The sequence below is a fragment of the Streptomyces sp. A1277 genome, from assembly GCF_004795015.1.
In the GTDB taxonomy this organism is placed as follows: Bacteria; Actinomycetota; Actinomycetes; order Streptomycetales; family Streptomycetaceae; genus Streptomyces.
The window spans coordinates 1-12,007 of record NZ_SSBI01000066.1 but is presented as its reverse complement, the minus strand read 5'-3'; the positions used below and the strand labels follow the sequence as shown (position 1 = coordinate 12,007).

Sequence of the window (12,007 nt, the reverse complement as noted above, 5' to 3'; positions counted from 1 at the left end):
AGAGCACCATGGGCAGCACGCCGCAGCCGCGTCGGGGGAACACCCGTCAGCGCATCCAGGACGTCGCTCTGGGACTCTTCGCCGAGCAGGGTTACGAGAAGACCTCGCTGCGGGAGATCGCCGAGAAGCTGGACGTCACCAAGGCGGCGCTGTACTACCACTTCAAGACGAAGGAAGACATCCTCGTCAGCATCTTCGAGGACCTCAACAAGCCGGTCGAGGACCTGATCACCTGGGGCGAGACGCAGCCGCGCACCCTGGAGACGAAGAAGGAGATCCTCCGCCGCTACAGCGAGGCACTGGCCCGCTCCGCCCCGCTCTTCCGCTTCATGCAGGAGAACCAGGCGACGGTACGCGACCTGAGCATCGGCGACACGATCAAGCACCGGGTGCTCGGCCTGGTGGACCTCATCAAGGACCCCGACGCGGCGCTCACCGACCAGGTGCGGTGCTTCAGCGCGCTCTTCACCATGCACGCCGGCATGATCGCGCTGAAAGACGTCAACGGCGACCCCGAGGAGAAGCGCGAGGCCGCTCTCGAAGTCGCCGTCGAACTGGTCACCCGGGCCCACGACCCGGCCGCTCCCCGGTAGCCGGGGGCGGTGTCACGGCCGGATCAGACCGTGATGCCGACCTTGTGCAGGAAGTTGACCGGGTTGACCGCCGAACCGTAGTTCGGGGTGGTCCGGATCTCGAAGTGCAGGTGCGGGCCGCTGGAGTTGCCGGTGTTGCCGGACAGGGCGATCTTCTGGCCCTTCTTCACGTGCTGGCCGATGTGCACATCGATCTGCGACAGGTGCGCGTACTGCGAGTACGTGCCGTTGCCGTGCGAGATCACGATGGCGTTGCCGTACGCGGGACCGTCGCCGCCGCCGTTGGGGCCGGCCTTCACGATGGTGCCGGTGTGCGCGGCCTCGACCTTGGTGCCGATCGGCACGGCGAAGTCCTGGCCGGAGTGCTTGTGCGCCCAGCGGCTGCCGTCGTTACCGAAGCTCGCGCTGAGCTGGTAGTGGCTGACCGGGGTCTCCCAGGGGAGCTTCGCGGCCCGCTTGGCGGCGGCCTTCTTCTCGGCGGCCGCCTTCTTCTTCGCCGCGGCCTTCTTCTTCGCGGCCTCGGCCTTCTTCTCGGCCGTGTGCTTGGCCGCCGCCTTGCCCTGCGCGGTCGCCTGCTGGGCGACCGAGTCGGCGGTGGCGGTGGTCACCAGGCTCGTGGCCCGGGGGGCGTCCGCAGTGCCGGCCGCGAACGCAGCGCCCGCACCGAGAACCATCGACGTACCCAGGCCGGCTGCCACCACGGCGCCACGAACGCGGGACACGGACGGGCGGCGGGACTGGAACGTAACGCGCTTCGACATAAGCGGAAAACCTCCGGAGATGACTGGACCCGGCGGTGCGCCGGGCTGGCCATACCTTGGTAACCCGCACCCCCGCCGGTGCTCAAACACCCCATCTACGAATAAAAGCCGTAGTAAGAGCCCCGGGAATTCACTGCGCGGCCCCCTGCGGGGCGCCCCTCCGGACGCCTCCGGAAGTCCCTCACCGGAACAGGTTCAAGTCCAGTTCCAAACCGCCCCGACCGGACATAGCCCCATGGTCCGGGCAGCCGGCTCCCCCCGTGCCGAGGGTCCGCCCGCCGCAGGGTCCGAAGACCCCCGGCGGAGGGGGCCCCATTGCTCCTAAGGCGGCTAGTAGGCCCCAAAAGCCCTGTGCGCCTTGTCACCGGCGGTGGGACCGAAGGCCGTCCGTTTCGGGACCTTCGGCCCGGTGCCGGCCGCTACCCCACGGGCAGCGCCGTCGCCTTCTTGCCGTGCAGCGCCGTCGCCTTCTTGCCGTGCAGCGCCACGAGCTGCTCGCCCGAAAAACCCGCCCCGGGCAGGGCGCCCGAAGCGGGGCCGGACTAACGAGCGGTTTTCGGTTAACGCGCGTAGCGAACGCGTCCGGAACGTTCCTGTGACGCCGCCGGCACCGTGTCCGCAGCGCGAAAAAGGAGCGGCCCCGGCCGGTCGAAACCGGTCCGGGGCCGCCCCTTGTCGACGCTCGGGCGCTACTGCCGGGAGGGGCAGAGAGCGCCTGTCACGCTTCCTTCGTCATGTTCGGGCCGGCGCCGCCTGCCGCCTGCTCGATCGGGGGGACGTCGGGCAGAGCCGACTTCTCCTCGCCGCGGAAGGTGAACTTCTGCTCCTCACCCTCGCCCTCGCTGCCGACGACCACGATGTGGCCGGGGCGCAGCTCGCCGAAGAGGATCTTCTCGGAGAGGATGTCCTCGATCTCGCGCTGGATCGTCCGGCGCAGCGGCCGGGCGCCCATCACGGGGTCGTAGCCCTTCTTCGCGAGCAGCTTCTTGGCGTCCGTGCTGAGCTCGATGCCCATGTCACGGTCCTTCAGCCGCTCGTCCACCTTCGCGACCATCAGGTCGACGATCTCGATGATGTCTTCCTGGCTGAGCTGGTGGAAGACGACCGTGTCGTCGACACGGTTGAGGAACTCGGGCCGGAAGTGCTGCTTGAGCTCTTCGTTGACCTTGACCTTCATCCGCTCGTAGTTCGTCTTCACGTCGCCCTGGGCGGCGAAGCCCAGGTTGAAGCCCTTGGAGATGTCCCGGGTCCCGAGGTTGGTCGTCATGATGATGACCGTGTTCTTGAAGTCCACGACCCGGCCCTGGGAGTCGGTCAGGCGACCGTCCTCCAGGATCTGGAGCAGGGAGTTGAAGATGTCGGGGTGGGCCTTCTCGACCTCGTCGAACAGGACGACGGAGAACGGCTTGCGGCGCACCTTCTCGGTGAGCTGCCCGCCCTCCTCGTAGCCCACGTAGCCGGGGGGCGAACCGAAGAGGCGCGAGACCGTGTGCTTCTCGCTGAACTCCGACATGTCGAGGGAGATCAGCGCGTCCTCGTCGCCGAAGAGGAACTCGGCGAGCGTCTTGGACAGCTCGGTCTTACCGACACCGGACGGGCCGGCGAAGATGAACGAGCCGCCGGGGCGCTTCGGGTCCTTCAGACCGGCCCGCGTACGGCGGATCGCCTGCGAGAGGGCCTTGATGGCGTCCTTCTGGCCGATGACGCGCTTGTGGAGCTCGTCCTCCATGCGCAGCAGACGGGAGGACTCCTCCTCCGTCAGCTTGAAGACCGGGATGCCGGTGGCGGTGGCGAGGACCTCGGCGATGAGCTCGCCGTCCACCTCGGCCACGACGTCCATGTCGCCGGCCTTCCACTCCTTCTCGCGCTTGGTCTTCGCCGCCAGCAGCTGCTTCTCCTTGTCGCGGAGAGAGGCCGCCTTCTCGAAGTCCTGGGAGTCGATCGCCGACTCCTTGTCGCGGCGCACGCCCGCGATCTTCTCGTCGAACTCGCGGAGGTCCGGCGGCGCGGTCATCCGGCGGATGCGCATCCGGGAACCGGCCTCGTCGATCAGGTCGATCGCCTTGTCCGGCAGGAAGCGGTCCGAGATGTAGCGGTCGGCCAGCGTCGCGGCCTGGACCAGCGCCTCGTCCGTGATGGACACGCGGTGGTGGGCCTCGTAGCGGTCGCGCAGGCCCTTGAGGATCTCGATGGTGTGCGGCAGCGACGGCTCCGCGACCTGGATGGGCTGGAAGCGGCGCTCGAGAGCGGCGTCCTTCTCCAGGTGCTTGCGGTACTCGTCGAGCGTGGTGGCACCGATGGTCTGCAGCTCGCCTCGCGCCAGCATGGGCTTGAGGATGCTCGCGGCGTCGATCGCGCCCTCGGCGGCGCCCGCACCCACCAGGGTGTGGAGCTCGTCGATGAACAGGATGATGTCGCCGCGGGTGCGGATCTCCTTGAGGACCTTCTTCAGGCGCTCCTCGAAGTCACCGCGGTAGCGGGAGCCGGCGACCAGCGCGCCGAGGTCCAGGGTGTAGAGGTGCTTGTCCTTGAGGGTCTCGGGCACCTCGCCCTTGACGATGGCCTGCGCCAGGCCCTCGACGACCGCCGTCTTGCCGACGCCGGGCTCGCCGATGAGGACCGGGTTGTTCTTCGTACGGCGGGACAGCACCTGCATGACCCGCTCGATCTCCTTCTCGCGCCCGATGACCGGGTCGAGCTTGGATTCGCGAGCGGCCTGCGTGAGGTTGCGGCCGAACTGGTCGAGCACCAGCGACGTGGAGGGCGTGCCCTCCGCGGGGCCGCCCGCGGTGGCCGCCTCCTTGCCGCCCGAGTAGCCGGACAGCAGCTGGATGACCTGCTGGCGCACCCGGTTCAGGTCGGCTCCCAGCTTCACGAGGACCTGGGCGGCGACGCCCTCGCCCTCGCGGATGAGGCCGAGCAGGATGTGCTCCGTGCCGATGTAGTTGTGGCCGAGCTGGAGGGCCTCGCGGAGCGACAGCTCCAGGACCTTCTTGGCTCGGGGCGTGAAGGGGATGTGGCCGGACGGGGCCTGCTGGCCCTGGCCGATGATCTCCTCCACCTGCTGGCGGACCGCCTCGAGCGAAATCCCGAGGCTCTCCAGGGCCTTAGCGGCGACACCCTCACCCTCGTGGATCAGGCCCAGGAGGATGTGCTCGGTGCCGATGTAGTTGTGGTTGAGCATCCGGGCTTCTTCCTGAGCCAGGACGACAACCCGCCGCGCGCGGTCGGTGAACCTCTCGAACATCGTTAATCGCTCCTCAGAGCGGTCAGGCAGTAAGGGGTCGGTCCCCTCCCTGTCCTTCCGCAGCTTAGTCCCGCAAGCGGGGACCGCTCATTTCAACTGCCGACACCCGGCCTTGCTTCCTGGGGGATCCCCGCCCCGAACGCCGACAACTGCTCCAACCCGATGGTGCGAGACGATGTTCCCGCAGGCCAGACAGATAGCCCAGTCGCCAGTACGCCGATGGCGAACGTGAGACGTCCATGACGTGCGTGTCGCCCCTCCCACTAGGGATGTCTTACCCGCAATTACAGACAGTCCATGCGGCGTACGCGGGTTCCCTCCGCTACGGGCGAACATCTTCGTACTCCTGAATGCGCCCGTACGCCCCCAACTCGGACACCCTATGCGTTCGCGCGTCAACCCTGCGTAACCCCAAAGGCGTATCGGGAGTTCTTCCGGCATGGCCCTCACCGTCCCGCCGCCCCGCGTCCCGCCGTCCGCCGAGGGCAAGGGCGGTGCCCGGGGGGAGCCGTGGGACGGGTGGGCCCGGTGGTACGAGCAGGAGCTCGGCTGGGCCACGACGGGCGGTTCGCCGGTGCGGCTGCTGACCGGGCTGCGGTTCGACGCGCTCGTGGTCCCCGCCGTCGCCGGTCACGCGGCACTGCGGCGGGTGGGCCGGACGGGTCCGGTGGCGCTCATGGGGCTGCGGATGAGCCTGCTGGTGGCGCCGGGGAGTGCGGAGGAGCTGCCCGGGCTGCTCGACTGGCTGGAGTGGGGCGGGGTCGCGCTGTCGCTGACCGCGCTGGGAGCGGGCGGGCGGATCACCGCACCGCCGCCGCCGGGCCGGCCGGTGCCGCCGGGGACCGCCTCCTGGCTGCGGCCCCCCAGGTCATCGCTCGAACTGGACGAAGCGCCGGTTCTCCCGGCTTTCTCCGGCTTCGGGAGCAGGGGTGGGGATACTCCCGATCTCGTCCGGCTCGTGGACGCCGTGGCGACGGAATGCCACCGGGTTCGGTTGACGCGGGCCCGTGCGGGCCTGTTCCCCGATGAGCCGGCCGCTCAGCCGTTGGCCTTCTCGTAGGCTTCGCGGATCTCCGCGGGGACGCGGCCGCGGTCATTCACGCTGTGGCCGTTCTCGCGGGCCCACTTGCGGATCTCGGCGGTGTCCTTGTTGCCGCCGGAGACCGCACGGCCCTTGCCGCGACCCGACGCCGCGCGGCCACCGGTGCGACGGCCGTTCTTGGCGTAGGGCTCGAGAAGGGAACGCAGCTTGTCCGCGTTGCTGGTGGTGAGGTCGATCTCGTACGTCTTGCCGTCCAGCGCGAACGTCACCGTCTCGTCCGCCTCGCCACCGTCGAGGTCGTCAACAAGAAGGACCTGAACCTTCTGTGCCACCGGATTTCCTTTCATCGAAAAATGGAGTACGCGGAAAGGAAACCGCTTTTCCCCGGAAAACACAAACCCTCGGGAGAGGTTCAGCAGCACAAGTGGACGGGAAACATGCGCGATTCGGACATAGGGCTCGCCTTCTTCCCGCGGTCACAGGTGCAGAAGCATCCGGCTGTTGCCCAAGGTGTTCGGCTTCACTCGTTCGAGACCCAGGAACTCCGCGACTCCCTCGTCATAGGAACGCAGCAGCTCACTGTAGACATCTCCGTCGACCGGCGTCTCTCCGATCTCCACGAAGCCGTGCTTCGCGAAGAAGTCGACTTCGAAGGTGAGACAGAAAACCCGGCGGACCCCGAGCCAGCGGGCGGTCTGCAACAACTTGTCCAGGACTTGATGCCCCACTCCGGCGCCCTTGAGACTGTGATCGACGGCGAGAGTGCGGACTTCGGCGAGGTCTTCCCACATCACGTGCAGTGCGCCGCAGCCGATGACCCGGGCGTCCTCGTCGCGTTCGGCGATCCAGAACTCCTGGATGTCCTCGTAAAGCGTCACCGTGGCTTTGTCGAGGAGGATGCCTTCGCGCACGTAGCCGTCGAGGAGACGCCGGACCGCCGGCACATCGCTCGTGCGTGCGCGCCGGACGGTGATGGCCACGTTTATAGCAGACGGTACGGTCCGGAAATCGGTTTGCGGAAGCTCTGAGGACATACCCAGACGCTATCGTCCGGTCTCCGGCTCCGCGTCATCGACCGCTTCCCCGGCTTCGGCCGCCGGCGCCGGGGCGTCCTCGGGAAGTACGGGCTGAACGATCCGCATCGCGTCCCGCAGAGCCTCGCGCTGCTCGGCCGACATCATCCCGAAGAACGCGACGAGCGCGGCCGCGGGGTTGTCGCTGCGCGACCAGGCTTCGTTCATCAGGGCGGCCGCGTATGCGGCGCGGGTGGAGACGGCCGTATATCGATAAGCGCGGCCCTCCACTTCGCGGCGGACCCAGCCCTTCTGATGGAGATTGTCCATTACCGTCATGACGGTGGTGTAGGCGATGGACCGCTCCTGCTGAAGGTCCTCCAGGACTTCCCGCACAGTGACCGGACGGTTCCATTCCCAGACCCGTGTCATCACGGCGTCTTCCAGCTCTCCCAATTGACGGGGCACAGCGTCACCTTAGTGCGAGATGTCTGGAATGCGTAGTTATTTACACAGCAAAAGGGCGTACAGCTCCTCGGGAGCCGTACGCCCTTTCGTACGAGCGCGCGCCGCGCGGGGCCGCGGAGGGGTCAGGCCCCTTCGGCCCGCGGAGTCTGCTGGGCGGACTCGGCGCGGCTGAGCGCCGCGTCCACGGCCGCGTCCTCCTTGGCCTTGTTGGGGCCGCCCTGGCTCTTGACGATCGTCACGACCAGGCCGATGAAGAAGACGGCCATCACCACGGGGGGCACGAGCGCGGATACGTAGTCCATGGGTCCAGAGTAGCGAGCCCGCCCCGGACCGCCGGAGAGGCCCTACCCGGCGGCGCGCTGCGCGGGCCGGGGGGCGGGCCGGCGGGGCGGGAAGACCTCCGAGGGCTTCGGCGCCGGACGCTCGGAGGGCGGAACCGGGCGGGCCGGGGCCGGCGGGGTCTTGGGCTTGTCCGGCTCCGCGGCGCGCCCGCCGGGCAGCGCGAGCAGCCGGCTGCGGGGCGCGGGTGCGGTCGCGGGCACGGCCCGTCCGGCGAGCCGGGCGCGCACCGAGCGCTCCGCGATCACCTGGCAGCGCTCCAGGAGGGCTGCGGCGAGAGGGCCGCCGCGCAGGGCGCGCAGGGCGGCCAGGTCCTCGGGGCGGGGGTCGTAGCCGGCGGCCAGGGCGTCCTGGAGGAGTTCCAGGTAGCCGCTGAGGGAGCCGGGGAGGGCGTCGCGGTAGCGGGCGAGGTCGGCGAGGAGGAAGGCGCGCAGCCGTCCCGCCTCGCCGACCACCTCGTCCACGCTGCCCGCCAGCCGCAGGCAGTCCTGGACATCCTCGTCGGGCAGGGGCGCGGGGTGCAGGGCGAAGGCGAGGGCGCGTCGGAGCACTCGCAGCTCGTCCGCGCTGAACGCCATACCGCCGCGTGATCCGTAGGGCGTGGGCATAACGCGACAATACGTGCTAAGGGGACAAAATCCTCTTAACTGGTCGTCGGTGGCGCGGCGGCTCCGGGAGCCGCCGCGCGGGGAACCGCCGGTCGGGGCCGGATTCCTACAGACGCGACACGTTGCGCTCGTACACCAGGCGCAGCCCGATGAGGGTGAGCCAGGGCTCGTGCTCGTCGATGGCGGAGGACTCGTTCAGCACCATCGGAGCAAGGCCGCCCGTCGCGATGACGGTGACGTCGTCCGGGTCGGCCGCCAGCTCCTTCTTCATCCGGGCCACGACCCCGTCGACCTGGCCGGCGAAGCCGTAGATGATGCCCGCCTGCATGGCCTCTACGGTGTTCTTGCCGATGACGCTGCGCGGCCTGGCCAGCTCGATCTTGCGCAGCTGGGCGCCCTTGACGCCGAGCGCCTCGACCGAGATCTCTATGCCGGGCGCGATGACGCCGCCGGTGTACTCGCCCCGGGCGGAGACCGCGTCGAACGTGGTGGCCGTACCGAAGTCCACGACGATCGCCGGGCCCCCGTACAGGTCGACGGCGGCGACCGCGTTGATGATGCGGTCCGCGCCGACCTCCTTCGGGTTGTCCATGAGGATCGGCACCCCGGTCTTGATGCCCGGCTCGACCAGCACGGCCGGGACGTCGCCGTAGTAGCGGCGGGTCACCTCGCGCAGCTCGTGCAGGACGGCCGGGACGGTGGAGCAGATCGCGATGCCCTCGATGCCGTCGCCCAGCTCCATGCCGAGCAGCGGGTGCATGCCCATCAGGCCCTGGAGCAGCACCGCGAGCTCGTCGGCGGTGCGGCGGGCGTCGGTGGAGATCCGCCAGTGCTCGACGATCTCCTCGCCGTCGAACAGGCCGAGGACGGTGTGGGTGTTCCCGACGTCGATGGTGAGCAGCATCAGGCGCCGGCCCCGTCGGTGTCGCGGAAGTCCAGGCCGATGTCCAGGATCGGCGAGGAGTGGGTCAGCGCGCCGACGGCCAGGTAGTCCACGCCGGCCTCCGCGTAGGCGCGGGCCGAGTCGAGGGAGAGCCGTCCGGAGGACTCCAGGACCGCGCGCCCGCCGACCAGGGCGACCGCCTCGGCGGTCTCGGCCGGGGTGAAGTTGTCCAGCAGGATCAGGTCGGCGCCCGCGTCCAGCACCTCGGTGACCTGCGCCATCGTGTCGACCTCGACCTCGATCGGCACGTCCGGGAACGCGTCCCTCACCCGCTTGAACGCCTCGGCCACCCCGCCGGCCGCGACGACGTGGTTGTCCTTGACCAGCGCGGCGTCGGAGAGCGAGAACCGGTGGTTGACGCCGCCGCCGCAGCGCACCGCGTACTTCTCCAGGGCGCGCAGGCCCGGCGTCGTCTTGCGTGTGTCGCGGACCTCGGCCTTCGTGCCCTCCAGCACATCGGCCCAGGCGCGGGTCGCGGTGGCGATGCCGGAGAGGCGGCAGAGCAGGTTGAGGGCGCTGCGCTCGCCGGTGAGGAGGTCGCGGGTGCGGGTGGTGACGGTCAGCAGCTTCTGGCCGGGGGCGACGCGGTCGCCGTCCTCGACGTGGCGCTCGACCTCGAACTCGGAGGTGCAGACGATCGACAGGACCGCCTCCGCCACGCGCAGACCGGCCACCACACCCGCCTCGCGGGCGGTGAAGTCACCGGTGGCCATGGCGTCCTCGGCGACGGTGGCCACGGTCGTGACGTCCACCCCGCCGTCCAGGTCCTCCGCGATGGCCAGGTGGGCGATGTCCTCGACCTGGATGGGGTCCAGGCCCGCTTCGGCCAGCAGTTCGGCGAGCGCGGGGTCGAGCCCGCACTCCTCGTAGTCCTCGTCGCCGCCGCAGCCGCAGGCGTCCCCGCAGCCGTCCGCGACAGGTGCGGGCGCGCCGACCCGGATCAGCGGTACGTCCACGGGAGTGGGGCGCGGATTCTCTTCGGGCGTGCTCACGGTTACGGCTCCTCGGGAGTGGGGTGGGTGGTGCTCGTCGCTGCGCAGTCTGCTGCCCCGGAAGCGTCCACGGGCCCGAACGCCTCGGTATCCGTCCGACGGAGGACGAGGCTGCGGTCGGGGGTGAGCCGGACGACGATGTGGCGGCGCCAGTGCTCGTCGTCGCGCTCGGGCCGGTCCTCGCGCCAGTGGCAGCCGCGGGTCTCCTCGCGCTGCCGGGCGGCGGCGACCAGGACCCGGGAGACCAGGAGCAGGTTGGTGGCCTCCCACGCCTCGACCCCGGGTTCGGCGGTCTTCGGCTCGGCTCCCCCGGCCTGCAGGTAGGCGCTGCGGTGCAGGTCCTCCAGCTCGTCGGCGGCCGTGGTGAGGCTGGTCGCGGAGCGCAGCACTCCGGCGCCGCGCGTCATGATGCGCTGGATCGTGGCCCGGGTCTCGGGGGCCAGGAGCGGGGAGGCCACGGGCGCCTTGTCGACGGCCTCGCCCGCGCGGGGGCGCTCGGCGACGATGTCGGCCGCGATGCGCTCGGCGAAGACGAGTCCTTCGAGCAGCGAGTTGGACGCGAGCCGGTTCGCCCCGTGCACCCCGGTGCAGGCGACCTCGCCGCAGGCGTAAAGGCCCGGCACGGTCGTGCGGCCCCGCAGGTCGGTGCGGACGCCGCCGGAGGCGTAGTGCGCGGCCGGTGCCACCGGGATCGGCTCGGTGACCGGGTCGATGCCGTGGGCCCGGCAGGCGGCCAGGATGGTCGGGAAGCGCTGCTCCCACATCTCGGCCCCGAAGTGGCGGGCGTCGAGATACATGTGCTCGGTGCCGTGCAGCTGCATCTGGCGGGTGATGCCCTTGGCGACGATGTCGCGCGGGGCCAGCTCCGCCAGTTCGTGCTGCCCGAGCATGAAGCGCGTCCCGTGCGCGTCCACGAGATGGGCGCCCTCGCCCCGTACCGCCTCCGAGACCAGGGGCTGCTGGCCCTCGGAGCCGGCGCCGAGGAAGAGGACGGTGGGGTGGAACTGGACGAACTCCAGGTCCGAGACCTCCGCCCCGGCCCGCAGCGCCAGCGCCACGCCGTCGCCGGTGGAGACCGAGGGGTTGGTGGTGGCGGAGAAGACCTGGCCCATGCCGCCGGTGGCCAGGACCACGGCCGGGGCGTTGACCGCGCCGACGCCGTCGTGCTGGCCCTCGCCCATGACGTGCAGGGTGACGCCCGCGGTACGGCCTTCGGCATCGGTGAGCAGGTCGAGCACGAGGGCGTTCTCGACGGTGTGCAGGGCGGCCTCTCGGACCGCCTCGACCAGGGCGCGGGAGATCTCCGCGCCGGTCGCGTCGCCGCCCGCGTGGGCGATGCGGCGGCGGTGGTGGCCGCCTTCGCGGGTCAGCGCGATGGAGCCGTCCTCGGCGGTGTCGAAGTGGGCGCCGGTCCCGATGAGCCGGCGCACCGCGTCCGGGCCCTCGGTGACCAGGGCCCGTACGGCCGCCTCGTCGCAGAGGCCGGCGCCGGCGACCAGGGTGTCGTCCAGGTGCTGTTCGGGGGTGTCGCCCTCGCCGAGCGCCGCGGCGATGCCGCCCTGGGCCCAGCGGGTCGAGCCGTCGTCCAGGCGGGCCTTGGTCACGACGACGGTGGCGAGGCCCGCCGCCGCGCAGCGCAGGGCGGTGGTGAGACCGGCGACACCGGAGCCGACGACCACGACATCGGCGTCGATGGCCCAGCCGGGTGCGGGGGCGGTCAGCCGTATTCCGGTCACGGGGTGGCTCCGAGGGTCAGGGGGATGTTGTCGATGAGCCGGGTCGCGCCGACCCGGGCGGCGACGGCGAGGATCGCTTCGCCCGCCGTGCGGTCGTCGGGGATCTCGGTGAAGTCGGCCGGGTCCACGAGCGCCACGTAGTCCAGGTCGAGCGGCGGGCTCGCGGCCCCCGCCTCCTCCAGGACCGTGCGGGCCGCGGCGCGCACGGCGGCGGGTCCGGCGTCCGGGCGGGCCCGGGCCACCGCCTGGGCGTCGGCCGCGAGGC

13 protein-coding genes are annotated in these 12,007 nt (G+C 70.5%); 2 read left to right on the top strand and 11 right to left on the bottom strand.

Annotation, left to right across the window (positions count from 1 at the left end):
• The first annotated feature begins 8 nt into the window (after positions 1-8).
• A complete protein-coding gene (locus E6R18_RS31435; protein ID WP_136320276.1) occupies positions 9-593 on the top strand; it encodes a TetR/AcrR family transcriptional regulator in 585 nt (194 codons plus the stop codon).
• A 23-nt stretch (positions 594-616) separates the two neighbouring features.
• On the opposite strand, the gene E6R18_RS31430 is transcribed toward E6R18_RS31435, so the two are convergent.
• Both E6R18_RS31430 and E6R18_RS31425 read right to left on the bottom strand, forming a co-directional pair.
• A complete protein-coding gene (locus E6R18_RS31430) occupies positions 617-1,354 on the bottom strand; it encodes a M23 family metallopeptidase (RefSeq protein ID WP_168712486.1) in 738 nt (245 codons plus the stop codon).
• Positions 1,355-2,072: 718 nt separating this feature from the next.
• Positions 2,073-4,601 (bottom strand): ATP-dependent Clp protease ATP-binding subunit, encoded by a 2,529-nt coding sequence (locus tag E6R18_RS31425; protein ID WP_136320275.1) that lies wholly within the window; start codon positions 4,599-4,601, stop codon positions 2,073-2,075.
• A gap of 439 nt (positions 4,602-5,040) precedes the next feature.
• Here E6R18_RS31425 and E6R18_RS31415 point away from each other — a divergent pair, with 439 nt between their 5' ends.
• Entirely contained in the window at positions 5,041-5,661 is a 621-nt protein-coding gene (locus E6R18_RS31415; RefSeq protein WP_136320274.1) for an SCO3374 family protein, read from the top strand.
• On the opposite strand, the gene E6R18_RS31410 is transcribed toward E6R18_RS31415, so the two are convergent.
• The 9 genes from E6R18_RS31410 to E6R18_RS31370 form a co-directional block, all read right to left on the bottom strand.
• A complete protein-coding gene (locus E6R18_RS31410; protein ID WP_136320273.1) occupies positions 5,640-5,975 on the bottom strand; it encodes an Lsr2 family protein in 336 nt (111 codons plus the stop codon). The two genes, E6R18_RS31415 and E6R18_RS31410, sit on opposite strands and share 22 nt — an antisense overlap.
• A gap of 144 nt (positions 5,976-6,119) precedes the next feature.
• On the bottom strand, positions 6,120-6,677 hold the full coding sequence (locus tag E6R18_RS31405) for an amino-acid N-acetyltransferase (RefSeq protein WP_136320272.1): 558 nt from the start codon (positions 6,675-6,677) through the stop codon (positions 6,120-6,122).
• A gap of 9 nt (positions 6,678-6,686) precedes the next feature.
• Positions 6,687-7,124, bottom strand: a complete 438-nt coding sequence (locus tag E6R18_RS31400; RefSeq protein ID WP_136320271.1) for a BlaI/MecI/CopY family transcriptional regulator — start codon at positions 7,122-7,124, stop codon at positions 6,687-6,689.
• 122 nt (positions 7,125-7,246) lie between these two features.
• A complete protein-coding gene (locus tag E6R18_RS31395; protein WP_136320270.1) occupies positions 7,247-7,426 on the bottom strand; it encodes a hypothetical protein in 180 nt (59 codons plus the stop codon).
• Positions 7,427-7,468: 42 nt separating this feature from the next.
• Entirely contained in the window at positions 7,469-8,041 is a 573-nt protein-coding gene (locus E6R18_RS31390; protein ID WP_136320297.1) for a hypothetical protein, read from the bottom strand.
• A gap of 136 nt (positions 8,042-8,177) precedes the next feature.
• Entirely contained in the window at positions 8,178-8,975 is a 798-nt protein-coding gene (locus tag E6R18_RS31385; RefSeq protein WP_018551228.1) for a type III pantothenate kinase, read from the bottom strand.
• Positions 8,975-10,006 (bottom strand): carboxylating nicotinate-nucleotide diphosphorylase, encoded by a 1,032-nt coding sequence (nadC, locus tag E6R18_RS31380; RefSeq protein WP_136320269.1) that lies wholly within the window; start codon positions 10,004-10,006, stop codon positions 8,975-8,977. The genes E6R18_RS31385 and nadC overlap by 1 nt, the downstream gene beginning before the upstream one ends.
• 2 nt (positions 10,007-10,008) lie before the next feature.
• On the bottom strand, positions 10,009-11,742 hold the full coding sequence (locus E6R18_RS31375; protein WP_136320268.1) for an L-aspartate oxidase: 1,734 nt from the start codon (positions 11,740-11,742) through the stop codon (positions 10,009-10,011).
• A partial coding sequence (locus E6R18_RS31370) for a pantoate--beta-alanine ligase (protein ID WP_136320267.1) occupies positions 11,739-12,007 on the bottom strand: 269 nt, incomplete at its 5' end. The genes E6R18_RS31370 and E6R18_RS31375, both read right to left, overlap by 4 nt.